General features: G+C 67.8%; 22 protein-coding genes and 2 pseudogenes. 11 read left to right on the top strand and 13 right to left on the bottom strand.

What is annotated here, in order from left to right; genetic code table 11:
• Window positions 1-63 precede the first annotated feature (63 nt).
• Window positions 64-465 carry a heavy metal-responsive transcriptional regulator gene (locus tag ABLG96_RS03165; RefSeq protein WP_353649977.1) on the bottom strand — a complete coding sequence of 134 codons (402 nt, stop codon included), beginning with the start codon at window positions 463-465 and terminating at the stop codon, window positions 64-66.
• 110 nt (window positions 466-575) lie between these two features.
• Here ABLG96_RS03165 and ABLG96_RS03160 point away from each other — a divergent pair, with 110 nt between their 5' ends.
• On the top strand, window positions 576-1928 hold the full coding sequence (locus tag ABLG96_RS03160; protein ID WP_353649976.1) for an NAD(P)/FAD-dependent oxidoreductase: 1353 nt from the start codon (window positions 576-578) through the stop codon (window positions 1926-1928).
• Between the two features lie 406 nt (window positions 1929-2334).
• On the opposite strand, the pseudogene ABLG96_RS03155 reads toward ABLG96_RS03160, so the two are convergent.
• The 8 genes and pseudogenes from ABLG96_RS03155 to ABLG96_RS03120 all read right to left on the bottom strand — a co-directional run bounded on the left by ABLG96_RS03155 (window position 2335) and on the right by ABLG96_RS03120 (window position 9768).
• Window positions 2335-3718: pseudogene (locus ABLG96_RS03155) on the bottom strand (IS1380 family transposase).
• A 144-nt stretch (window positions 3719-3862) separates the two neighbouring features.
• Window positions 3863-5011: a radical SAM domain-containing protein gene (locus ABLG96_RS03150; protein WP_353649975.1), complete on the bottom strand. Its 1149-nt coding sequence runs from the start codon at window positions 5009-5011 to the stop codon at window positions 3863-3865.
• A gap of 267 nt (window positions 5012-5278) precedes the next feature.
• Window positions 5279-5581, bottom strand: a complete 303-nt coding sequence (locus ABLG96_RS03145) for a DUF427 domain-containing protein (RefSeq protein WP_353649974.1) — start codon at window positions 5579-5581, stop codon at window positions 5279-5281.
• Between the two features lie 116 nt (window positions 5582-5697).
• Entirely contained in the window at window positions 5698-7068 is a 1371-nt protein-coding gene (locus ABLG96_RS03140) for an NAD(P)H-hydrate epimerase (RefSeq protein WP_353649973.1), read from the bottom strand.
• A 38-nt stretch (window positions 7069-7106) separates the two neighbouring features.
• Window positions 7107-7835, bottom strand: a complete 729-nt coding sequence (locus ABLG96_RS03135) for a cytochrome c biogenesis protein CcdA (RefSeq protein WP_353649972.1) — start codon at window positions 7833-7835, stop codon at window positions 7107-7109.
• A 28-nt stretch (window positions 7836-7863) separates the two neighbouring features.
• Entirely contained in the window at window positions 7864-8472 is a 609-nt protein-coding gene (locus tag ABLG96_RS03130) for a redoxin family protein (protein ID WP_353649971.1), read from the bottom strand.
• Window positions 8473-8548: 76 nt separating this feature from the next.
• Complete coding sequence (locus tag ABLG96_RS03125; protein WP_353649970.1) at window positions 8549-9253, bottom strand: zf-HC2 domain-containing protein; 705 nt, start codon at window positions 9251-9253, stop codon at window positions 8549-8551.
• The gene (locus ABLG96_RS03120) at window positions 9250-9768 is read right to left on the bottom strand and encodes a sigma-70 family RNA polymerase sigma factor (protein ID WP_353649969.1); all 519 of its coding nucleotides are present in this window, start codon (window positions 9766-9768) and stop codon (window positions 9250-9252) included. The genes ABLG96_RS03125 and ABLG96_RS03120 overlap by 4 nt, the downstream gene beginning before the upstream one ends.
• Window positions 9769-9920: 152 nt before the next feature.
• Between ABLG96_RS03120 and ABLG96_RS03115 the strand changes: the two genes are divergently transcribed.
• The 3 genes from ABLG96_RS03115 to ABLG96_RS03105 all read left to right on the top strand — a co-directional run bounded on the left by ABLG96_RS03115 (window position 9921) and on the right by ABLG96_RS03105 (window position 11304).
• On the top strand, window positions 9921-10400 hold the full coding sequence (locus ABLG96_RS03115; protein ID WP_353649968.1) for a DoxX family protein: 480 nt from the start codon (window positions 9921-9923) through the stop codon (window positions 10398-10400).
• A gap of 74 nt (window positions 10401-10474) precedes the next feature.
• Window positions 10475-11029 (top strand): sigma-70 family RNA polymerase sigma factor, encoded by a 555-nt coding sequence (locus ABLG96_RS03110; protein WP_353649967.1) that lies wholly within the window; start codon window positions 10475-10477, stop codon window positions 11027-11029.
• A 2-nt stretch (window positions 11030-11031) separates the two neighbouring features.
• Window positions 11032-11304, top strand: a complete 273-nt coding sequence (locus ABLG96_RS03105; RefSeq protein ID WP_353649966.1) for a zf-HC2 domain-containing protein — start codon at window positions 11032-11034, stop codon at window positions 11302-11304.
• A 116-nt stretch (window positions 11305-11420) separates the two neighbouring features.
• On the opposite strand, the gene ABLG96_RS03100 is transcribed toward ABLG96_RS03105, so the two are convergent.
• The gene (locus ABLG96_RS03100) at window positions 11421-12872 is read right to left on the bottom strand and encodes an FAD-dependent oxidoreductase (RefSeq protein WP_353649965.1); all 1452 of its coding nucleotides are present in this window, start codon (window positions 12870-12872) and stop codon (window positions 11421-11423) included.
• Between the two features lie 235 nt (window positions 12873-13107).
• Here ABLG96_RS03100 and ABLG96_RS03095 point away from each other — a divergent pair, with 235 nt between their 5' ends.
• Window positions 13108-13839, top strand: coding sequence for a flavodoxin family protein (locus ABLG96_RS03095; protein ID WP_353649964.1), 732 nt, complete (start codon window positions 13108-13110; stop codon window positions 13837-13839).
• 137 nt (window positions 13840-13976) lie between these two features.
• Here ABLG96_RS03095 and ABLG96_RS03090 read toward each other — a convergent pair whose 3' ends face one another.
• On the bottom strand, window positions 13977-14339 hold the full coding sequence (locus ABLG96_RS03090) for a metalloregulator ArsR/SmtB family transcription factor (protein WP_353649963.1): 363 nt from the start codon (window positions 14337-14339) through the stop codon (window positions 13977-13979).
• Between the two features lie 96 nt (window positions 14340-14435).
• Here ABLG96_RS03090 and ABLG96_RS03085 point away from each other — a divergent pair.
• The 4 genes and pseudogenes from ABLG96_RS03085 to ABLG96_RS03070 form a co-directional block, all read left to right on the top strand.
• Window positions 14436-14669: pseudogene (locus ABLG96_RS03085) on the top strand (arsenite S-adenosylmethyltransferase); the annotation flags it as partial.
• Window positions 14670-14724: 55 nt separating this feature from the next.
• Window positions 14725-15735 carry an ACR3 family arsenite efflux transporter gene (gene arsB / locus ABLG96_RS03080; RefSeq protein WP_353649962.1) on the top strand — a complete coding sequence of 337 codons (1011 nt, stop codon included), beginning with the start codon at window positions 14725-14727 and terminating at the stop codon, window positions 15733-15735.
• Between the two features lie 50 nt (window positions 15736-15785).
• The gene (locus tag ABLG96_RS03075; RefSeq protein WP_353649961.1) at window positions 15786-16205 is read left to right on the top strand and encodes a low molecular weight phosphatase family protein; all 420 of its coding nucleotides are present in this window, start codon (window positions 15786-15788) and stop codon (window positions 16203-16205) included.
• Window positions 16206-16530: 325 nt separating this feature from the next.
• On the top strand, window positions 16531-17940 hold the full coding sequence (locus ABLG96_RS03070) for a hypothetical protein (protein ID WP_353649960.1): 1410 nt from the start codon (window positions 16531-16533) through the stop codon (window positions 17938-17940).
• 737 nt (window positions 17941-18677) lie between these two features.
• Here ABLG96_RS03070 and pheA read toward each other — a convergent pair.
• Window positions 18678-19514 carry a prephenate dehydratase gene (gene pheA / locus ABLG96_RS03065; RefSeq protein ID WP_353649959.1) on the bottom strand — a complete coding sequence of 279 codons (837 nt, stop codon included), beginning with the start codon at window positions 19512-19514 and terminating at the stop codon, window positions 18678-18680.
• A gap of 53 nt (window positions 19515-19567) precedes the next feature.
• Here pheA and ABLG96_RS03060 point away from each other — a divergent pair, with 53 nt between their 5' ends.
• Window positions 19568-20509, top strand: coding sequence for a PfkB family carbohydrate kinase (locus ABLG96_RS03060; protein ID WP_353649958.1), 942 nt, complete (start codon window positions 19568-19570; stop codon window positions 20507-20509).
• Between the two features lie 24 nt (window positions 20510-20533).
• On the opposite strand, the gene ABLG96_RS03055 is transcribed toward ABLG96_RS03060, so the two are convergent.
• The gene (locus ABLG96_RS03055; protein ID WP_353649957.1) at window positions 20534-21400 is read right to left on the bottom strand and encodes an oxidoreductase; all 867 of its coding nucleotides are present in this window, start codon (window positions 21398-21400) and stop codon (window positions 20534-20536) included.
• 101 nt (window positions 21401-21501) lie between these two features.
• On the opposite strand from ABLG96_RS03055, the gene ABLG96_RS03050 reads away from it, so the two are divergent.
• Window positions 21502-22341 (top strand): helix-turn-helix transcriptional regulator, encoded by an 840-nt coding sequence (locus ABLG96_RS03050; protein WP_353649956.1) that lies wholly within the window; start codon window positions 21502-21504, stop codon window positions 22339-22341.
• Window positions 22342-22405 lie beyond the last annotated feature (64 nt).

The raw sequence follows: 22405 nt of genomic DNA, 5'->3' as shown, positions 1-22405 counted from the left end.
GCGGCGGCGATGACGATCCCGCGTCTCATGGTTCGACAAGCTACCCCTCGTGCCAGTTCACGGCTATGAGGAGGCCGAGATGATGTGACAGATCTGAGTGTTGGTGCAGTCGGCGGGATCGAGCCGGTGGCTGCGGTCGATGAGGCTTCCGAGCTCTGCCTCCGCGGCGGCGAGCTCACGCTGCCGCGACCGGACATCGCACAGCTTGGTCAGCAGCAGGGACTGGACGTGGCTGCAGGGAGTGGCTCCGTCGTCGCGGAGGGCGATGATGCTGGCGATCTCGACCAGGGTGAGCCCAGCGGTCTGGGCGGTCCGGATGAACCGGAGACGAACCAGCATCGAACCGTCGTAGTGGCGATAGCCGTTCGGGCCGCGACACGGTTCGGGAAGAAGGCCGCGGCGCTCGTAGAACCGGATCGTCTGGGTCGCCAAGCCGGCCGCGGCGGCGACCTCTCCGATGCGCATGGGTCGAATCTAGCCTTGACCTTGTAGTGCGGATCAAGGTCTACCGTCGCAGGCATGGGACCCCGTGCAGACCACCGACCCGACCGCGGCAATGGACCGGGGATCCACGCGTGAGCCGGCGCTACGACCTGGTCGTCATCGGCGCCGGGATGGCCGGAGTCGCCGCGGCGAACAAGTGCGCGGACCAGGGTTGGCAGGTGGCCATCGTGGACGCCCTGCCCTACGGCGGCACCTGCGCACTGCGGGGGTGCGACCCGAAGAAGATCCTGCGCCGTGGCGCGGAGATCGTCGACGCCGCCCGCCTGATGCACGGCAAGGGCATCGACGACGCCGGGTTGTCGATCAACTGGAGCGACCTGATGAAGCACAAGCACGACTTCACCGACCCCGTCCCGCAGAACATGGAAGACGACCTCGCCGGCCACCACGTCGACACCCTCCACGGTCAGGCACGGTTCACCGGCACCAACCGGCTCGAGGTCGACGGCGCCGCCTACGCCGCAGACCGCTTCATGATCGCGACCGGCGCCCGGCCGCGTCCTCTCGCCTTTCCCGGCTCCGAGCACCTGATCGACAGCACCGACTTCTTGAACCTCGACGCGCTCCCGCCCCGGATCGTGTTCGTGGGGGGCGGGTTCATCTCCTTCGAGTTCGCCCACATCGTCGCCCGGGCCGGCAGCTCGGCGATCATCCTCGACCGCGGAGGTCGTCCGCTGAAGCGCTTCGACCCCGATCTCGTCGAACGACTGATCGAGCGCGGCACGCGGGCCGGCATCGAGCTGCGCCGCTCCGCCACCATCACCGGCGTCGAGGCCGGCGACGGCGACTACCGGGTCACGCTCGAGCGCGCCGGCACCCCCGAGATCATCGAGACCGACCTCGTCGTCCACGGCGCCGGACGGGTCGCCGACCTGGCCGAGCTGGACCTCGACGCCGCCGAGGTTGCCTGGGGTGACCGCGGCGTCACCGTCGGAGACCACTTACAGAGCACGAGCAACCCGGCGGTCTGGGCCGCGGGTGACGCCGCGGACACCGCCGGCATGCCGCTGACCCCGGTTGCGGTCGCGGAGGCCAAGGTCGCCGCGTCGAACATGATCAAGGCCACCACCACCTCACCGGACTACGCCGGCATCCCGACCGCGGTCTTCACCATCCCCGAGCTCGTCCGCGTCGGAATGCTCGAGCAAGAAGCCGTCGACCACGGGATCGATCTCGACGTCCGCTTCACCGACACCAGTGGCTGGTACTCCAGCTACCGAGTGGGGGAGACCACGGCCGCGGTGAAGATCCTCATCGACCGAGCCGACGACCGCATCGTCGGGGCACACCTTTTGGGGCCCGGGTATGACGAACTGGTCAACACCATCGGCATGGCCATCAAACTCGGCCTCACCACCCGCCAACTCAAGTCCGCAACCGCCGCCTACCCGACCGTTGGATCCGACCTCGGCTCCATGCTCTGAGCGCATTCTCGGAGGCCCACGCATCAAGCGCCCCGCGGGCATCAGTGCAGTCGCCTTCTGACACCCGGTGCAGTCGAATTCCGAGACTGACAGTGAACGTAAATGATCGTTCGCGGACAGATGTAACGCATGCCGTGTCCGCTTGCTCGCGGAGGTTGCGTTACAACGTAAAGCGGACACGAGTTGCTTTACACATTCTCAACTGCCGCACCCCTCACTGGGGGCACGTGCGGCTCGTTGGCCTCGATCTTTCATGGGGTGGCTGACCTGCTCTGATCGGGGTGCGTGTTCTTTTGCTCCTCCGATTCTGTTCTGGGGTAGGGGTTCGGGCCGCGTGTCGCGCGGCTTGCGTGGGTTCCATGGCCCGGGGGTGTTCCTGGGGTTGTCGGTTCGGAGGGCAGGTTGGTCAGGTCGGTGCCGGCCGGAGATTTTCGGTCGCTGCGGTGAGCAGGTGAGCCCAGGGCGCGTGGGCGGGTAGGCGTAGGTGGACCTGCCGGGCGCGGTGAGCGATTCGGCCGGCGGTCGCGAACAAGTCGCAGCCGCAGCCGTTTCGGTTCCCACACGGATGCTTTCGTGCCGTGCAGGGCCAGTAGTTGCAACCAAGCGGTGAGCTGCCCGGCGAGCAGGACGATCGCGAGCCAGATGCGGTTCTGGTCGAAGTCATGGAGCGGGAAGTTCCGCAGGCCGGTGTCTTTCGCGTTGCGGATGCGGTCTTCGCAGCGGGCCCGGCGGCGGTGGCGTAGTTCCAGATCGGCGAGTTGACCGCTGCTGGTGTTCGTCGCGAACGCGGTGAGCCGGTTCCCGTGCAGGTCGGTGAAGCGCAGCTGCGCGCCGGGGTGTGGTCGTTCGGCCCGCACGATCACTCGCATCCCGGCCGGCCAGCCGGTCAGGTCCAACACACCGGTCACGTCGGTGACCCAGGCGCCCTCGCGTTGCACCCGGTCGGCGTCGTAAGCCGGGGTCCACGCCGCCTTGGGCAGCGCCCGGATCTTCGCCTCATGGCTGGTGCTGAGCCCGAACCCGATCGAGTACTGCAACCGGCGGGCAGTCAACCAGTCCAGGACCTCGTGGGTGCCACCGGCACCGTCTGTGCGGATCAAGACCTTCCGGCCGGGTCTGGGTCCGAAAGGCAGCTGCGCCAACGCTTGCCGGATCACCGCGACGTGGTCGGCTGCGGTGTTGGAGCCTGCGTTCCCGGCCCGCAGCAGCCCGGCGGCGGCTTCACCGGTCCCGCCTGGTCCGTGGTCGATGAAGGCCAGCAGTGGGTGGAACCCGAATCCCCGTTTGTGGGTCGGCGCCGCGAGTTCCTTGTCAGAATGAGCGGTCACCAACGTCGCATCCAGATCGATGATCACCGGCCGCTGCGCGGACGCGTCGTGGATCGGGGATCCCTCACCCCGCAACGCCCACACCTGTTGCCGCACCACAGCAGTCGCCGCGCTGATCGCCGGCAGTACCCGCTCCGCGTCGGCAGCGAGCCGATCGATGGTGCGCGACACCGTCGGATCCGACGCCACCAACCCGAACAGCCCCGGCTCGGCCCGCAAGAGGGCAATGTCAGCCAGACAGTCACCGCCCACCGCCATCGACACGGCCAGATCCAGCACCACTTTCCCCGGGTCGTGGACCGCCCACTGCGGCCGCCACGGCGCCAGCACCCGCGACAGCGCCTGATCCAGACCCATCCGAGTGGCCGTCGCGGTCAACAACACCGACCCGGCATGCGACACCACACCCGACCCGGTCTGATCAACACGGACCCGCGGATACAACGAGGTAGAGTTCGACACCAGAAAGGTGCTCCTGATCTTCAGCATCGACGGTTCCTAGACAAGACCATCCTTGCAGGTCAGAGCACCTTTCTGCATCACCGACACACGCTATCTTCGCCCCCGCGATGAAAGCGCGAGGTTGGTCGCAGATGAGCTGGCGAGTCAAGCGCTCGGGTCTGCCGGCTGTCGGCGGCGGCCGATCGGGGTCAGCGGAAGCAGCGTTCGCAGGGCGGCGTTCTCTCCGGGATCCAGGACGCTGTGCTGCACACACGCTGGAACGAGTTCCCCGGTCTCGGGATGGGCCATCGCATAGGAGCAGGCCGCCAGCCGCTGCTGGGTCTCGGCGATCCGCGGGTCTTCGCTGACCCGGCCGTCCTGCATCGCCTTCCACGCGGGGGCGACATCTTCCGCGTCCATGAAGGAGTGCATCACGAACGTCGCCGGGCGGATGTTGCGGTGCCGGACCAGTCGCCGGAGACCGACGGTGCGTGCGGTGCGGACCAGCCAGCCGGCGAAGGGGACGACGACTCGGGGGTTTCGGGTGACCGCGCGTGCCACTTTGGCCAGCAGCAGCTTCGGTGGGGTACCGGAGAAGCTGATGCCGCCGAAGTTCTTCAGGAAAGCATCGCGCACCGCAATGTCGGCGGGCTTCTCCTCATCCAGGATCGGGAAGTAGTCCGGCCCGACGTAGAAGCCGTAGGTGGTGCGGTTGCACCGTTCGTCGCCGACCTGCAGTGCGCGGAACGGCAGCCGGGTTCCCGCGCCGGCCTCGATCTGTGCCCAGACTGCGTCGGCCGAGGTGTCGCGGTAGCCCTCGTGCCAGCGGCGGTCGTCGCCGATGAATGCGGCTGGTTGGAAGGAGAACAACCCGAAGCCGAAACCGTGGCAGTCCCGGATGAGCTGGGCGATCTCACCGACGTTGCGGGGGGTCACGGTCATGTTGTGCGCCAGGAACGATCGGACGCCGTGTTCGCGGCGCAAGCGGGTGAACATGGCGACGAACTGCTGCCGGTAGGGGTTCAGTGCTGCCTCGTCGGCGGGCCGCTCGATGCCGCGCCGCCCGAACATCAGGGAGTCGAAGTGCGCCGCGAAGGACAGCCGGTCGAATCGCCGATCGCCGTCGGGTCCGACGGCAAGCGCCTGCAGGTAGTCGTAGTCGAAATCACCGTGAGTCATGCTCATCGGCTCACGGCCGTGCTCACGCATGATCAGCAGCGCAGCCGCGTGATCCTCCGGCGGCAGCAGCGACACCTCACCGCCGATCAGTTGCGCATGTGCCCGCGGGCCGCGCCGGCGACGCAACAACCCCATCTGCGCCCTGACCTCGGTCAGAGTATGGCTGCCGCTGATCGCGACCCGGTTCGCGTCCCGGGAGTGATAACACGGCGTGCATGCCAGGTCGCACTTCGGAAAGACCCCGTGGGTGCCCTCGCAGCCGACCGCGTGCTGGCCGAGGGGTCTGCGCAGGGGTACGGACGTGCTCGGGCAAACTCTGCCAACGCGTTTTCAGAGCGGCCGCGGTCTCCTCGTCGACGGGTCGGGTACGTAGTTCGAGCTCACGCAACCGCTCTGTGAGCTTCATCGGCTGTCGGCTCCGGCGTCGCGGACGGCGACGTCGCCCCAGAACGCGACGCGGTTCTTGATTCGGCGGGCCAGCGGTGAGGGGTGCCGATAGGTCCAGGCGGCATTGCGGCTGGCCGATCCGTCCACCTGCACGGTGTAGTAGGACGCCACACCCTTCCACGGACACAACGATTTCGACCGGGTGGCTGTCAGGTACTGCTCGTCGACATCGCTGAGCGGGAAGTAGTGGTTGCCCTCGACCACGACGGTGTCCTTGCTGCGCGCGATGACGCGACCCTCGTAGGTTGCCTCGATCATGTTCGCTCCTGTTCGTCGGCGTTTCCTGAACGTCTGATGAGTGTCCGGCTCTGCACGGGAACCCGGTGAGCCCTGCTCGATCTTCCACCCTCTGCGAAGTGTCTCGGATCTGGAGTTCATCGACGCAGTGGTCGGGTGAACCACCAGGCTGCGACCGCAAGAGCATCGACGGCCCAGCTCAACCCGCCGTGCCCGGATCTGGCCAGCACCACGCCGGCGACTACGAGCGCGGCGACCGGCAGCCAGGACAGCAGCCACCGGATCGACGGCCCGCCTGCCCTCGCCCCTGGAGCGCCGTCGCCCAGACCGGCCAGCTTCGCGACGCGAGCGCCACTGGGGTTGGTCAGGACCTGCGCCCCGACGCGCACGGTCGGCACAGTCTCGTTGCCGCTGTTGGCCGCCCGAACCTGCGCGCGGGCCCCCTCGTCCTCCCAGATGTTGCGCCAGGTCGCCGCGACGCCGCGGCGGGACAGGTCGGAGCGCAGGGACGAGCAGTACGGGCAGCCGGGCCGCCAGAAAACCTCGACATCAATCGGGATCACGACTTGCGCATGGACTTCCTCGGGAGTGCTCACCACACGGGAACCCGGTGACATCGGCCGTTGCTTCCGCAAACACGACCCCAGCTCTCGCGACCTTGGAACATCGACAGGCACCCTCGACGACTCGGGAGCATCCGTGGGAGGTGCTGTGTTGACCGATACGGCCATCCTCACGAACGGGGTGGACCCGGGAACGACCTGGCTGGTCGATTGAGGGACAGGGCCCGGGTCAGACAGACTGGAAGACGCCGTCGTGGTGCTCGAGCTCGATGATCGGTGCGTCTCGGAAAATCGCCGGTACCGCGAGCCCGATGCCGCAGTAGGCGGCGGGTGGGACGGAGATGTCGGCGAGGAATAGCCGGCCGACGTGCTCGGTGTTGCTGAGCCCGACCTGGGCAGCGCGAGAGTCATGGTGGCTCCGGCCGTGATGCAGGGGGAGGCTGCGACGCCGGTGTCGGCGTCGAGGCCGCTGGGGATGTCGAGAGCCAGGACCTGGCAGCTGCTGGTGTTCGCCCAGTGGATCAGTTCTCCGGTTCTCCCGCTCGGGTCGCCGTGCAGGCTGTAGCCGACGAGCGCGTCGATGAGCAGGTCTGCCGGTCGCGGTCGGTCGGTGACGGTGATGCCCATGCTGGTCAGGATGGCGAGCTGTAGTGCGGGCACCGGCGTGAGGTCCTCCGCCGCCCGGGCCAGGCACACCTGGACCTTGACTCCGCGGTTGGCGAGGTGACGGGCAGCGACGAGGCCGCCGCCTCCGTTGCCGCCCGGACCGGCTAGGACCGTCACGGTGTCGGGGCGGAAGCGGCGCACGGCGACCTCGGCGAGGCTGCGGCCGGCGTTCTCCATCATCTGCGCCAGCAAGATGTGCAGGTCCTCCACCATGATCCGGTCGATCTCACGCATCTGCCCAGCAGTCAGCGCCGGGACTGGCTCATTCAGAGGGATCATCGCGTGTCCTCACTGCGTCCGGGTGGCCGGGCAGTGGCTCAGAGGGTCGGTTGGTAGTCGTTCCACACGCCGATCGCGGCGATGGCCAGCAGCAGGATTCCGGACGCGATGCCGATGATGCGGTGGTGCGCGCCGAGGAATCGGGTGATCTGCCGTTGGTACGGTCCGGCCAACAACGGCAGAACGACCAAGGGCCAACCGAATCCGAGCCCGAAGAACAAGAAATAGGTGAGCGAACCGGCGAAGGCGCTGCTGCCACCGACACTGCCCAGGACGAACGCCGAGATGATCAGCGGACCGGTGCACGGCAGCGTCAACGGCGCCATCAAAGAGCCGTAGACGAAGGCGGACACCGCGGGCCGGCGGAGCACCGGGATCGAGGTGGTCGCCATCCGGGCAAAGGGATTCTTCCCGGCGATCATCAGGATCCCGAGGACCGCGACCAAGACGTACATCGTGGGCAGCAGCACCGGCAAAACTGTGGCCACCGGGCTGCGCAGCAGATGCAGGACGGCACCGACCGCGATCATCGCGGCAAGCACACCGGCCAGCACGAACACCCCCAACCAGCGCACCGACCTCACCCGGGCGATCGTCGGTGCAGGTGCGCTCCCGGTACCGCCCGCACTGCCTTCGACGGCGCCGGCTGGTTCGGCAGCCGCCCGGCCGGCCAGCATCACGAACAGACCCGGATACAGCGGCAGCATGCAAACATTGCCGATGATCGCGGCATTACCGAGCAGGAAGGCCTGCAGATACTCACTCACCGGCCGACACGCTGCACTGTTACGACGATCATGCGCTGGTCAACGACGCCGTGATCGCATCGGTGGCTTCCGCCCCGGTGCTCAGTTCGCCGACCGCGCCGCTGCTGGACACCAGCACGTGCGGCGTCGAGGGCGGGTTCGCGGCGTTGTTGCCGAAGGCGGCCACCACCGCGGCCAACATCTCGGGCGACATCACGGCGAAAGTGACGGCGTCGAAGTTGTTGTCGCTGCTGTATTTCGCCACGTCGGCGACGTCCAGCTCCGTCTCCACCGAGAGCGCAAGAACAACGGCATTACCGCCTGCCTGCTGCGCGGCCGCATTGGTGCTCGTGAGCTGGGCCCGGCAACTGGGGCACCAGGTGGCGAAGAACTGGACGAACACTGGCTTGCCCTGCAGGTCACCGATGGTGAAGGTCTTGCCGCTGACGTCGGTGATCGGCAGCTTCTTCCATGCCGCCTGCTCCGCCGTGTCAGCAGGTGCAGCAACGGCGCCGCTGCCCGTCGCAGCATTCGAGCTCGCCGCTGCCGGTCCTGGCGCCGAACCAACGGCCGCCGTACCGGACGAACCGCAGCCGGCCAACACCAGAACAGCAGCAGCACTCGCGGCTGCGATCGCCCTTCGAGGAGAGGAGAACATCAGGGGAACCTTTCGATCAGGAGAAAATGGATACAGCCCAAAACTTGAGAGACCTTGCAGAACAACATGTTCCGGATCAGGCGTTCACCCGGGAGAGCGATTCGCCGAACCTTCCGCGGAGTTCGAACACCGCGATGTCGGCAGGGGCCACGGAGCTGCGGCCGGCGAACGTCATCGATCCAGGCATGTCAGTCCACGCAGTGACCTCGACCTGATCCCCGCTCCGGGTCCACACCCACAGCGACACCAACCCGCCCGCAGCGTCGTGGGAGGCATTCTGGTCCAGCGCGCCGGAACACAACACGATCATCGAGCTGCCGGTGTTCGCCGCACTCACGCTCACACTCACGCTGGCCACGTCCAATCCGGGGAAGGTCCGTACCAGCGGCTCTGCTGCAGACGCGGATGTCGCGATTTCCGTTGCGGCCGTAGCAGGACCGGCCGGCCTGATGATCGTGAACAGAGCGAGGACGGCAGCGGCGGCCGTCAGCAAGCCGGCGGCCCACTGCACGGGTCGCCGGCTGGTGAACCGTCGCCGACCTGCCGTCGCACGCTGCGTGGCGGTCGGCACCGCGACGACCGGTTCGAGCGCCGGCACCGACAGCGTGGGCGGTGCAGGCAGTGCGAGCAGGGGCAGCAGCTCGGCGAGCTCGCCGACCCTGGCCTGGCAGTCCGGGCATTCGCTCAGGTGATCGCTGAACGCTGCCCGTTCGCCGACCGGCAGCAGGCCCAACACGTATTCCGCGCTGTCCAGACACCGTTCGTTCTCGATCGCACTCATGTCTGCAGCCCCCGCTCCTGCAGGGCCGCGCGCAGTGCGCGCAGGCCGTAGAACAGCCGAGACTTGGCGGTACCCAGCGGCACACCCAGTTCTGCGGCCAGGTCCTTCAGCGGGGTGCCGCCGTAGTAGCACCGCACGATGACCAGCCGGTGGGGTTCGGCGAGTGAGGCCAGCGCATCCTCGAGCAGGGTCGCGGTCAGCATTCGGTCGATCTCGTCCAGCGGTGCCGGATGCTCGGCCAGCGCGGAGTCATCGTCCGTTCGCCGGATCCTGGGGGTGCGGGACTCGTCGATCAGGATGTTCCGGACCACCGTGACCAACCAGGCGCGGGCCGATCCCCTGCTCGGATCGAAAACGTGCGGGTTGCCCCAGGCCCGCGAAAAGGCTTCCTGCACCGCTTCTTCCGCTCGATGGCTGTCGCCGGACGTCAGCCGGCGGGCATACAGGTTGAGCATCGGAGCACACTCCCGGTACAGCGCATCGAGCAGTTGCTCGTGGATGGCCCGGTCGCTCATACCCACTACACGAGCCAGGGTTCCCAGAAGTTCATCCCTCCACCATCCCAGCCCCGACAGCGGGCCGGATGGAATCAGCAGCGCAGCCACCCGGGTTCCCCACGCAGCAGCGGGGCCGACAACGGTGCCGCACCGACGAACAGGACGCACTCATGCGAGCTCTCAGCCTTCCCGCTCTCCACCGCCTGGCCCATCTGGCTCCCCTGGCGCTCCGTCTGGGGCTGGGCATCGTGTTCGTCGTGCATGGTGTGTCCAAGCTCAATGGCGGCCCCGCCACCGGGTTCGGCGGGATGCTCACCGGGCTGGGGGTGGGCGCCCCCGCGCTCTTCGCCTGGTTGGTGACGATCGCCGAGCTGGTCGGTGGCGTGCTGCTGCTGATCGGTCTGCTCACCCGGCTTGCCACGCTGCCGCTGATCGCAACCCTCATCGGCGCCATCATCCTGGTCAAGGCCGACCTCGGTGTGATCGCCGGAATGGGCTCCCCCATGCCCGGCGCCGAACTCGACATCGCGCTGCTGGCCGGTCTTGTCGCACTGCTGTTCATCGGACCGGGCATGCTGTCGGTGGACCGGATGCTCGGTCTGGAGTCCGCACCGGTGCGCGAGAACGAACCGGTATCCGCCCGGCTCTGACATCGCCTCGGGTGAACACGCCCGATGAAGATGTCCGATGAGTTCTTGAGGAAGGTCGGCGGGTCGGTGTGGCGGTGAGCGGTGCTCCGAGCGGGCAGCAGCACAGCGCGTTCCACGAGCATGTGGTGCCGCAGATCGATGTGTTGTACCGGGTGGCGCTGGCCATGACCGGCCAGCCCGCCGACGCCGAAGACCTCGTCCAGGACACACTCGTCCGGGCATTCCGGGCAATCGCCCGCTTCGACGGCGCTCACCCGCGCGCCTGGCTGCTCACGATCCTGCGCAACACCCACATCAACCGGGGCCGTCGGCAGCGCCCGGTGTTGTTCGCCGACTCCGAGCACGCGGCGCGGGCACTGGATCTGGCCGCTCCTCCCGCGCCCGCTGCCGAAGAGGTCGTGGTCGGGGAACTGTTCGAGGCAGTGGTCGCCGACGCACTGGCCGGCCTGCCCGACAAGCACCGGGCCGTGGTGACGCTGGTGGACATCCAGGGTCTGAGCTACCAACAGGCCGCCGATGCACTGGGCATACCTCGCGGCACAGTGATGAGCCGGCTGCACCGGGCCAGAGCACGCATCCGAGGACAATTGGTTTCCGCCGGATCCCTCCCTGCAGGAAGGTCGATGTGAACATGCGAAAGGGCCTGCTCAGCAGATCCGAGTGCCACCGTGCAGCCAAGATGCTGCAGAGCTACCTCGACGGAGAACTCGACCCGACGAATGCCGCAATCATGGCCTCGCACCTGGAATTCTGCCGGCGCTGCGGCCTGGCCCTCAGCACCTACCGATCGATCAAGACGGTCATCGCCGCCGTCAGCCCGAGCCCGGTCGACGCCGCAGCCATCGACCGACTGAGGGCCTTCGCCGACCAACTCGAAGCCTCAGGCGGAGAAGATCCGGCATGACGGTGCGCCGAAGGGCCGTCGTGTTCGACATCGGGAGGAACACGTCGCCGTTCGGTGATTCGCCCCTGCTGGTGTCGGCGGTCGACCGCTCCGGGAGCAGCTCCTCGCCGAAGAGCTCATTTCGACCGAAGGCCGCGAAGCCACCGCAGCACCGCTGCTATCCGTTGCACGATCGGTGCGGCAACCTTGCTGCGAACATCAGCGATCGTTGCGTTCCAGGGTCCGTCTCCGTAGGTCGGGTAGGGGTGGATCGTGCCGGCGAGGTCGCTGGTGGTGAGGTTTTTGCGAACGGCCAGGGTGAGCTCGGCCAGCGTTTCTCCGGCCCTCGGCCCGACGACGGTCGCGCCCACGATCCGCGAGCCTCTGCCGACGGTCAGCCGGCTGAACCCGTCCGTCCGGCCGTCCACCACTGCCCGGTCGACGTGGGCGTGCTCCTGGGTCAGCGTGCGAGGCGCCCTTTCCCCGTTCTCCGCCCAGGTCGGCAGGCCTACGGCAGCGACCTCCGGGTCGGTGAAGGTGACCCGGGGAACCGCCGACAGATCCACCGTCCGACGCAGACCCAGGATCGCATTGGTCGCGGCGAGACTGCCGAAAACCCCTGCGGTGTGGGTGAACGGGGGAAGAGCGGTGACGTCGCCGGCGGCCCAGATCCGCGGGTTGCTGGTGCGCAGGTGGTCATCGATCTGCACGAATCCGCGCTCGTCCAGCTGCACCCCGGCGACATCGACCTGGAGGCCGGCGGTGTTCGGCCGGCGGCCGACCGCGACCAGCAACCGATCGAACTCGACCGTGCTGCTCGACGACGGTCCGTCCAGCACGAGTTCTCCGGGGTGACCTGCACCGCCGCGCACCGCGACCACCGGCTGTCCCGCACGCACGTGGACGCCGTCCCGGTCGAACATGTCCTGCACCAGCCGGGCTGCGTCCGGGTCCTCGCGGGCCAGGATCCGAGGCAGCGCCTCGACCAGGGTGACCCGGGAGCCCAACCGGGCGAAGGACTGCCCGAGTTCGCAGCCGATGCTGCCGCCACCCATCACGACCAACCGGTCCGGCAGCGCTTGCAGGTCCCACACGGTGTCGCTGGTCAGCGGCTCGGCCTCCCGTAATCCCGGCACCGGCGGGATCGCCGGTCGGGCACCGGTGGTGATGATGGCCCGGCGGAGCTCCACGCGCCGCCCGTCCACCTCGAGTGCACCCGCAGCGATGAATCGGGCGGATCCGGTGATCACCTCGACCCCGGCAGCGACCATGGCCTCCACGGAGTCGTCCGGGGCAATGGCCTCGATCGCTGCCTTCACCTGGGCCATCACCGCAGGGAAGTCGACGGCACCGACGGGGCTGCTGACCCCGAACCCCGGCGCGCGGCGGGCCACGGCGACATGGTGCGCTGCCGCGATCAACGCCTTGCTGGGAACGCACCCGGTCCACAGGCAATCGCCGCCCGGCGCCGCGCGCTCCACCAGCGCGACCCTGGCCCCGAGCCCCGCTGCGGTCCGTGATGCCACGATCCCCGCAGTCCCACCGCCGATCACGACCAGGTCCCACTCGGTGTCGTTCGCCTTCATCATTTTCGACTCCGCTCATTCGCTGCGCGACCGCTCGATGCGCCCACAACAGCCAAACCCACTGAGGTGCGTCCGCACTTCCCTGCGGCGGGAAAGTCTCCCGGCCCATGATCAATCGGTCTGTTCATGAGCGTCGACCCCGGATGCCGCAACACGTACACCGTCGGACTCGAGCGGCAGACCAGACAATCATCGGGTTACGGCGGAGCCCCCTCGCAAGCGCAACTATCATCGGTCCATGAACGACAACACGCCGAATTCCTCTCAGCTGACCGCGTTGTTCATCAACACCACTCTGACGCGCTCGCCCGGAATGAGTCACACCCAGGTGCTGATCGATGCCAGTGCGTCGATCATGACGAAGCAGGGCGTCACGGTCAACGAGTTCCGCGCTGTCGATCTTCCGATCGCCACCGGCATCTACCCCGACATGCGCGAGCACAACTGGGATCAAGACGCCTGGCCTGAGCTGTTCGAACTGGTCCGCGCCGCCGACATCCTGGTCCTCGCCGGCCCGATCTGGCTCGGCGACAACAGCAGCGAGATGAAGAAGATCATCGAGCGTCTCTACGCGCACTCCAGTGAACTCAATGATCGTGGCCAGTCGCTGTTCTACGGCAAGGTCGGCGGCTGCCTGATCACCGGGAACGAGGACGGCATCAAGCACTGTGCGTCCAACGTCCTGTACAGCCTGCAACACATCGGGTATGCGATTCCCCCGCAAGCGGACGCCGGCTGGATCGGCGAAGCAGGGCCCGGCCCCAGCTACGGCGACACCCTCGATGACGGCACCGCTGTGGGGGTGAGCAACGATTTCACCCAGCGGAACACCACCTTCATGACATGGAATCTGTTGAACCTGGCCGGACTCATCACCGGCGCGGGCGGCTTCCCGGCCGACGGGAACGACCGCAACCAGTGGGCCGCCGGAGCCAGATTCGACTACCCCAATCCCGAATATCGTTCCTGACCGCACCCCATGCTCGTCGGCCCGTCGCCAACTGGGGTCGACCGACGGTCGTCGGGCTGCGCCATCCCCCGCAGGTCATCGACAGTCCTTGCGTGGACAGGTCTTAACCGGCTGCGTGTCCTGGACCGGGAGCAGAACTACTCGGATAGCTCGGTGCGCCCGCTGGTGAGTACCGCGGCCAATGAGTCCAGCGCAGCGGGGACGAGGGTGAAGTAGGCCCACACACCGCGCTTCTCGCGAGTCAGCAGACCTGCATCGACGAGCACCTTGAGGTGATGCGACACCGTCGGCTGGGACAGGCCCAGTGGCTCGGTGAGATCGCACACGCACGCCTCGCCGCCCTCATGCGCGGCAACCATCGACAGCAGCCGCAGCCGGGCCGGGTCCGCGATCGCCTTCAGGATCCGCGCCAACTCGACCGCCGCATCCGCAGCCAGTGGTTCCCGCGTCAACGGCGCACAGCAGGCAACCTCGACCCGGGGCGACGCCGCGTCTGTCATGCAGTCAGTATGCGGGACGTATTGACATCGGTCTATGTCTAGAGAGAGGGTGGGCACGTATCGACATCCGTCTATGGAAGGTGGCGTCATGACTGACTCCCCGGTGGCCGTATCGGCATCTCCGACGTCGTCGCCGAGGACCACCTGAGCGCGGCCGAGCGGGCCGAACGCGGGTCCTACGTCGGCTGCATCGCCGGCGCGCTCTCGCGCAGCGAATACCTCGACGGACTCGCAGCCGTCGGGTTCGTCGACACCGAGGTCACCTTCACCCACGAAGCCGCCCCCGGCATGCACGCCGCGATCGTCCGCGCCACCAGACCACACGACTGACCAGCCGCACATCCGCCCGGTCGCCGCTCGTCCAGTTCGAAGGATCCCGTACCGCATGACCGACATCTCCACCGCAGTCAGTGATCCGGCCGAGGGGCCGGTGCTGTCCCGACTGTCCACCCTGGACCGGTACCTGCCGGTCTGGATCATTGCCGCGATGGCGGGCGGACTGCTCGCCGGACGGTTCGTTCCCGGCATCGCCGACGTGCTGGACGCCGTGCAGGTCGGATCGGTCTCACTGCCGATCGCCGTCGGACTGCTGGTGATGATGTACCCGGTACTGGCCAAGGTCCGCTACCACGAGACCCGCCGGATCACCGGTGACCGCAGACTGCTGATCGCATCGCTGGTGATGAACTGGCTGATCGGACCGGCACTGATGTTCGCCCTGGCCTGGCTGCTGCTGCCCGATCTGCCGGAGTACCGCACCGGGCTGATCATCGTCGGCCTCGCGAGATGCATTGCCATGGTGATGATCTGGAACGAGCTCGCCTGCGGTTATCGGGAGGCCGCCGCCGTGCTGGTGGCGATCAACTCGGTGTTCCAGGTCCTGGCGTTCGGAGCCCTGGGGTGGTTCTACCTTCAGGTCCTGCCCGGCTGGCTCGGCCTGGCCACCACGACCGCCGGGTTCTCCATCGGCGCCATCACCATCAGTGTGTTGGTGTTCCTCGGCATCCCACTCGTCGCCGGGTTCCTCACCCGAAGCATCGGCGAAAAGCTGTTGGGCCGCAACCACTACGAAGCCGCTGTCCTGCCACGGCTCGGGCCGTGGGCGCTGTACGGCCTGCTGTTCGCCATCGTCGTGCTGTTCGCGTTGCAGGGACATCAGATCACCGACCGACCTGGGGACGTCGCCAGGATCGCACTGCCGTTGATCATCTACTTCCTCATCACCTTCGGGCTCGGTTTCGGACTGGGACGCGTCCTCGGCCTGGGCTACGCCAGGACCACGACCTTGGCGTTCACCGCTGCCGGCAACAACTTCGAACTCGCCATCGCCGTCGCCATCGGCACCTTCGGCGTCCACGCCGCCCTGTGGCTGCGCCGCCGGATCTTCCCCGCCTAAGAACCCGGCAACACCACCGCCGGCGCCACGAGCAGGGAGCCACTGACACCGTGACCGAAAATCTGCGGGTGCTGTTCGTCTGCGTCAAGAACGGCGGCAAGTCCCAGATGGCCGCCGGCCTCATGGGCAGAGCATGCGGTCCAGACGTTCGCGTCGACTCCGCCGGCACCGAGCCCGGGGCAGCGATCAACCCACTCGCCGCAGCAGTGCTCCTCGAGGTCGGGGTCGACATCTCCGCGGGCACCCCCCAGCAACTCACCGGCGACCTGGTTCAGCTCGCCGATCGCGTCGTCGTGCTCGGCACCCAAGCGCACGTCGTCCCGGTGGACGGCACGTCCATCGAGGTGTGGGAGACCGACGAACGCTCGCTCCGCGGGATCGAAGGCATTGAACGGATGCGGCTCATCCGAGACGACATCGCCCGCCGGGTCGGTGATCTCGCCATTAACCTCGAGCCGAGGCACCCCTGACCAGATCCAGCCACACACCTGTCGAGCGGGCAAGCCGTTACCCGCCTACGGGGCCACTCCGGATGCCAACCGTCGAAATTGTAAAGAATCCGATCGTTTCCTTGCCATCGGCGCCCGGTTGTAAAGCTTCCCGTGTACGCGCCAAATTTGAGGTTGCGTTACAACGTAAAACGGACACGACTTCCGCGACACTTTCACTCAGGCACCACAGGACTCAGCGGCCCCATACGGCTAGCAGTCTGAGAACCGTGGCGCCGCAGATTGCTCTGGCCCAGTCGTTTGTGCTCTCCGCTCGTCCTCGGCCCCGTCCCGTTACGCTCACGCCGTGACTCCGGGGACGAGCAACACTGCTTTCGCGCGTCGACGACGACGGGACCTTGTGATCGCCGCAGCGATCGCGTTCGTCGCCGCGGCGCTGGCCGGCACGATCTACTTCACCAGCGACATCCGTGCCGTCACCTCTACGAACGCACCGGAGACGGCGATACCCCGCAACACCACCAGGGTTCCGACCGCGCTCCGCCAGTTGTGGACTCAACCCACCGACCAAACCCTCGGCGCCGCGGCATCTGCACGCGGCGTCGTGGTGACCACAGACCAGCACAGCGTCATCGGCCGGGATCCCGCGACCGGCGCGCAACGATGGATCTACTCCCGCTCCAACCGAGACCTGTGCGCCGTGTACTCCAGCGACGTGACCGGTGGCACCAAGATCTCGGCTGGCCCCGGAGTCCGCGGCATCATCGCGATCTACCGCCACGGGAGCCAGTGCCAGGAAGTGGTGACGCTCGACCCGCAAACCGGTGCACGCAAGTACCAACGCACGATCCCTGGCGACCCCAGCGGCACGATGATCAGCGGCGGCCCGTACGCCGGCTGGCTCAGCCACGATCTGCTGGATCTGTGGCGCAACGAGCTGTACCGGACCTACCAGTACGGCAACCAGCCGGCCTCCCCTGAATCCAACACCGGTCACACCGGCTGCACCTTCCTGGACGCCGCCACCACCGACCAGCAGTTCGCCACCGTGGAGAACTGTCCGCAGACCAGTCCGACCCTGCGCCTGGTGATGAACTGGGCCGACCCCCGCGACAAGAAACCAGCTGAATGGTCCTCCTACCGCAGCGAGCCGCGGGCCGACATCGACACCGGCGCGACCGCCGCGCGGATCCTCGGTATCACCAGGGACCGGGTCGCCGTACTCGTCAACGCACCGGTGACCGCACTGGTCGTCTACGACGCTGACGGCTCCGAAGTCTCCCGCACCCCCGTCACCGTGCCCACAGGTGTCTTCGACATCACCGGTCCCACCCCGCGCACCACCCTCGACGAGGTGCAGTACGCACTGCTCGGCGCAACCCTGACGGCCGTCACCGTCGAGACCAGGACCGTCAAGGTCACGACCACCCCGACAACCACCACCACCCCGGATCTGCTGCCCACCGGCAGCACCGCCGCTTCTGCGGCTCCGACCGTGACCAGCGAGGACCGGGACACCCCGGTCCTGGCCTGGCAGCGCGACAAGGTCATCGGGCTGCCAGCCGCGGCCGGGGGGAACGTGCTGATTCCCACCGCAACCGGCATCGACATCGCCAACCGCATCGAGGGCACCACCTTCCGCAGCCTGACAGTCTCCCGACCCACCAAACCGACCCGGGTGGACCTGCTCGTCATCGGCAGCAACCTCGTCGAACTGCGCGGCAACGAGGTCGCCGTCTACGGGATGACACCCTGACCCCACACAACAAAACCTGCTCCGCCCCAACAGATACCACCCAAGGTGACCCATCCCGGGAACCCTGGTTCCACAGTCCCGCCCTGATCAGGAACATCGGACCGAGTTCGAAGGGCCATCACTGGCACCCGGTTACAACCTGACCCAAGACACCCCTACGTGACCTGCCGCCCCGGTGCCGACACGCCCTGCTCTCGACGGACCCTGCAGCAACCGCAGGTGACCACGGCTAGCCTCATTCCGGGTGGCAGCCCGCCCGGCGGCACCTGGGCTGGTGACTAGTTGTTCGACCCGGACAACGCGTCTCGCCAACGATCGTTTCCGTTACAACCTTGTCGGCGATCGTCGCCGCAGGTCACGCTGGTAAAGCAACCCGTGTAGACATCTATGTCACGCTTTCGGGTGTCTGCGTTACAGTCGGCACGTGCTGTGGGTTCGGGCGCGCGTCCCCCCGACCACTCGCCGAATCGCTGCCTGACGCTCTGACCGCGAGCAGATGTGTGTCGACGATCGGCCGGCTGTCGACAATCACCGATGGCCCACCGAACGAACGACGAGCCGGGCAGACAGCGTTCGGAACCGCTACCTCCTCGCCCAGAGCGCCGCCGAGTCTGGCGTCATCCGACGCGCAATAGCCCACTTGATTCGAATGTTGAGTTGAGGGGTTGCAACGCTGGCGGGAGTCCGGAGCAGCATGACGACCGGAGGGATCCCGGTGGTGGTGGTGTGCCGCCGATCTACTGGCCGCGCGGGTAGCTGCCGAGAAAGCGGAGCAGCACGCCGCGGCGCTGCAGACGCTCCAGCAGCTCCCGCAGCGGCTCGTCATCCGCGTGACCGTCGGCGTCCAGGATGAACAGGTACTCACCCATCAGCTCGCGGGTGGGACGCGATTCGATGCGGGTCAGGTTGACGCCTCGATCCGCCAGTTCGGTGAGTAGTCCGACCAGGCTGCCGGGCACGTTCGGCACCGTGACCACCAACGAGGTGCGATCCGTGCCGGACGACGGCGGGTGGTGGTCGGCGCTGCGCAATTGGACGAACCTGGTGATCGGCGCGCTGCCGGTGCCGATGTCCTCCGCCACTGCGACCAGCCCGTGATGCCGACCCGCGGCCGGGGCACACACCGCGCCGTCGAGCAGACCCTCGGCCACCTGCGCGGCGGCCGCGGCGGTCGACGTGGTGAGCACAGCCTCGGCGTCCGGGAAGTGCCGCGACAAGTGATCACGGACCTGGGCGTGGCCGTGCGGATGGGAACCTATCGTCCGGATGTCCACTGCCGGAAACCCCTTCCGTACCAACAGGTCGAAGCGGATCGGCACATACGCCTCAGCCGCGATCACCAGCGGCGGACCGTGGATCAGCTCGTCCTGGGTGAGCGCGATGATCCCCTCGACCGAGTTCTCCAGGGGCACGACGGCGGCGGCCGCTGCACCGCTGCGGACCGCTTCGAGCGCTGCCGGCACGCTGACGACGGGGACCAGCCCGACGTCGGCCGGAGACCGGTCACGCAGGCTCAGGGCGGCCAGCTCGGTGAAAGTTCCTTCGGGACCCAGGTAGGTCCAGCTCTCGCGCACCACCGCAGGGTAGCCCGGCGGCCGGAGCGATCCCTCGGTGAGACCATCAGCGGATGCTCATCGTCTGCCCCAACCTCGCCGTGGACCACACCATCACTCTCAGCGTGCTCACACCCGGCGCCGTCTCCCGCGCCACCACCGGCCGATCGCTGGCCGGCGGGAAGGGCGCGAACGTCGCCCGCGCGACGCAGGCGATCGGCGGATCGTCCCGGGTGATCGGGTTCCTGCCCGAGGTGGGCCGAGGACATCTGATGACGTTGTTCGCCGCGGAGGAATTCGACCTGGGCGGCGTGCCGGTCGACGGTGTCGTGCGCACGTGCACGGCGACGCTGGAGAGCGACGGCCGGACGACGCTGATCAACGAGCCGGGTGCCGAGGTCGACGGTGCGGACTGGTCAGCGCTGCTGCAGCTGGTGCCGACCGGTACCGGGTTCGTGATCGGCAGCGGCAGCCTGCCGCCGGGGTCGTCACCGGATGCTTACGCCCGGTTGGTGATGCTGGTTCACTCCTGGGGCGGCTTCTGCGCGGTCGACGTCGGCGGTCCAGCCCTGGCCGCTGCTGCCCGTTCGGGTGCGGACCTGGTGTGTCCCAACCTGTTCGAGGCAACATCGCTCACCTCTGGCGCGGCAGCAGAGGAGGTCGACGAGCAGGGCGACGACATTCCCGACCGCGCACTGGAAGCGGCGCGCGGCCTGCGCGCGCTCGGCGCCGATACCGTTGCGGTGACCGCCGGCGCGGCAGGTGTCGGGCTGATCTGGGCGGACGACGAGGTGTGGTTGCCGACGGTTGCGGTGAAGGCCGTCAACCCCATCGGCGCGGGCGACTCCTTCCTCGCCGGAGTCGTCCTGGCCCACGAGCAGGGTGAGAACTGGCCTGCAGCAGTGCGTTTCGGGATGGCGGTTGCCGGCGCGTCCGTCGAGAACCCCGGTGCTGCGCAGGTCGATCCGGAGCGGGTCGCGGAGCTGGACGCGCAACTCGCGCTCGCCCACTGCTGAGTACTCGCCGGGCTCTGGTGAAGATCAGGCCCCGATCGCGTCCAGCCGGGTGACCGCATCCGCCGACAGCGCGAGCCCGGCACCGGTGACGTTCTCGCGCAGGTGGTCGACCGAAGACGTCCCGGGAATGAGCAGGATGTTCGGCGATCGCTGCAGCAGCCAGGCCAGCGCGACCGACATCGGCGTCGCGCCGAGCTCGTCGGCAACGCTCTGCAGTTCCTCCGACTGCAGCGGGGAGAAGCCGCCGAGCGGGAAGTACGGCACGTACGCGATGCCTTGCGCGGCCAAGGATCCGATCAGGTCGTCGTCGTCCCGGTGGGCGATGTTGTACAGGTTCTGGACGCTGACCACCGGCGCGATCGACTGCGCCTCGGCGACCTGCTCGGCGGTGACGGTGCTGACCCCGAGGTGCCGGATCAGGCCCTGCTGCTGCAACTCGGCAAGCGTCTCGAACTGCTCGGCGATCGAGCCCGGCTCGGGTGCCTCGACCCCGCCGAGGCGCATGTTGACGACGTCGAGGACGTCCAGGCCGAGGCGGTCCAGGTTGTCGTGCACCTGGCTGCGGATCTCGTCCGGCGTGCGGGCGTGCGGCCATCCGCCCTGGGCGTCACGGCGCGCACCCACTTTGGTGACCAGGTGCAGGTCGTCCTGGTAGGGCGACAGTGCCTCGCGGATGATCTCGTTGGTGACGTGCGGCCCGTAGAAGTCCGAGGTGTCGATGTGGTTGATCCCGAGCTCTACGACCGCGCGCAGAACGGCGACCGCGGCGTTGCGGTCCTTCGGTGGGCCGAACACGCCCGGTCCGGCGAGCTGCATGGCGCCGTACCCGACGCGGGTGAGGTCGAGGTCGCCCGTGCGGTAGGTGCCGCCGGGGAGATTCGTGGATGTCATGTCCTCACTGTGTACCGCCGCCGGGAATCCAGGCAGTGTGTGCTCATCCTGGGGCCTGACAGGACCAGGATGGGACGCCCCACCACGGCTACGGTGAGGCAGTGGCCCCGACCAACGCTCTCGGCGCGTATCTGCGAGCCCGACGTGAGCTGGTCGCTCCCGCGGACGCCGGTATCCGGGTCACCGGCGTGCGCCGCACTCCCGGTCTGCGCCGCGAGGAGGTTGCGACCCTCGCCGGCGTCAGCGCCGACTACTACCTGCGGCTGGAGCAGGGCCGCGACCGCAATCCGTCCCCGCAGGTGCTCGAGGCGCTGGCCGCCGTGCTGCGTCTGGACGGTGCTGCGACGCAGTATCTGCTGAGCCTGTCCGCGGCCCGATCGAAGACCGCGCGGCGTCCGCGGCGCGAGGTGGTCCCGGTCGGTATCCGGCAGCTGCTCGACGCGGTGAACGTGCCGGCGTTCGTGGAGAACCGGATGTTCGACGTCCTCGCCGCGAACCGCCTCGCGACCGCTGTGTCGCCGGCCATCGCGGTCGGTGAGAACCGGCTGCGGTCGGTGTTCCTCGACCCCGACGAGCAGGACCTGCATCCGGATTGGGACCAGGTGGCCGGGGGCATGGTCGCGTCGTTCCGCGCGTCGATCGGCACCGACGTCGACGATCCGCGCACGTTGCAGCTCGTCGGCGAGCTGTCCCTGGCCAGCGAACCGTTCCGCCGGTTCTGGGGTCGGCACGACGTTCGCCCGCTGTCCGGTGCGGCCATGCAGCTGCGCCATCCGCAGGTCGGGTTGCTCGACCTGCGCCGCGAGAAGCTGGCGATCGGTGACTCGGACGGGCAACTGCTGGCGATCTACCACGCCGAACCGGGCAGCGAGACTGCGCGCTCGCTCGCGCTCCTCGGCTCTCTGGCCGTGAGCGCGCACCTCCCGCTCACCCACGGTTGACCGGCGGTCGCCGCTCGCCTCGGCGGCCGCTGGTCCGGGATCTGGACCAGAGCCGGGAGACAGC

The sequence above is a fragment of the Nakamurella sp. A5-74 genome (assembly GCF_040438885.1).
Lineage (GTDB): Bacteria > Actinomycetota > Actinomycetes > Mycobacteriales > Nakamurellaceae > Nakamurella.
The sequence above is the reverse complement of the archived record's forward strand: the minus strand, read 5'-3'. Positions and strand labels throughout refer to the sequence as shown.

What these genes read in the sequence shown, in the direction of transcription:
- ABLG96_RS03165 (WP_353649977.1), bottom strand. Translation starts at nt 465, where the DNA reads ATGCGCATCGGAGAGGTCGCCGCCGCGGCCGGCTTGGCGACCCAGACG.
- ABLG96_RS03150 (WP_353649975.1), bottom strand. Translation starts at nt 5,011, where the DNA reads ATGGGGTTGTTGCGTCGCCGGCGCGGCCCGCGGGCACATGCGCAACTG.
- ABLG96_RS03145 (WP_353649974.1), bottom strand. Translation starts at nt 5,581, where the DNA reads ATGATCGAGGCAACCTACGAGGGTCGCGTCATCGCGCGCAGCAAGGAC.
- ABLG96_RS03140 (WP_353649973.1), bottom strand. Translation starts at nt 7,068, where the DNA reads ATGATCCCTCTGAATGAGCCAGTCCCGGCGCTGACTGCTGGGCAGATG.
- ABLG96_RS03130 (WP_353649971.1), bottom strand. Translation starts at nt 8,472, where the DNA reads ATGTTCTCCTCTCCTCGAAGGGCGATCGCAGCCGCGAGTGCTGCTGCT.
- ABLG96_RS03125 (WP_353649970.1), bottom strand. Translation starts at nt 9,253, where the DNA reads ATGAGTGCGATCGAGAACGAACGGTGTCTGGACAGCGCGGAATACGTG.
- ABLG96_RS03120 (WP_353649969.1), bottom strand. Translation starts at nt 9,768, where the DNA reads ATGAGCGACCGGGCCATCCACGAGCAACTGCTCGATGCGCTGTACCGG.
- ABLG96_RS03115 (WP_353649968.1), top strand. Translation starts at nt 9,921, where the DNA reads ATGCGAGCTCTCAGCCTTCCCGCTCTCCACCGCCTGGCCCATCTGGCT.
- ABLG96_RS03105 (WP_353649966.1), top strand. Translation starts at nt 11,032, where the DNA reads ATGCGAAAGGGCCTGCTCAGCAGATCCGAGTGCCACCGTGCAGCCAAG.
- ABLG96_RS03100 (WP_353649965.1), bottom strand. Translation starts at nt 12,872, where the DNA reads ATGATGAAGGCGAACGACACCGAGTGGGACCTGGTCGTGATCGGCGGT.
- ABLG96_RS03095 (WP_353649964.1), top strand. Translation starts at nt 13,108, where the DNA reads ATGAACGACAACACGCCGAATTCCTCTCAGCTGACCGCGTTGTTCATC.
- ABLG96_RS03090 (WP_353649963.1), bottom strand. Translation starts at nt 14,339, where the DNA reads ATGACAGACGCGGCGTCGCCCCGGGTCGAGGTTGCCTGCTGTGCGCCG.
- arsB (WP_353649962.1), top strand. Translation starts at nt 14,725, where the DNA reads ATGACCGACATCTCCACCGCAGTCAGTGATCCGGCCGAGGGGCCGGTG.
- ABLG96_RS03060 (WP_353649958.1), top strand. Translation starts at nt 19,568, where the DNA reads ATGCTCATCGTCTGCCCCAACCTCGCCGTGGACCACACCATCACTCTC.
- ABLG96_RS03055 (WP_353649957.1), bottom strand. Translation starts at nt 21,400, where the DNA reads ATGACATCCACGAATCTCCCCGGCGGCACCTACCGCACGGGCGACCTC.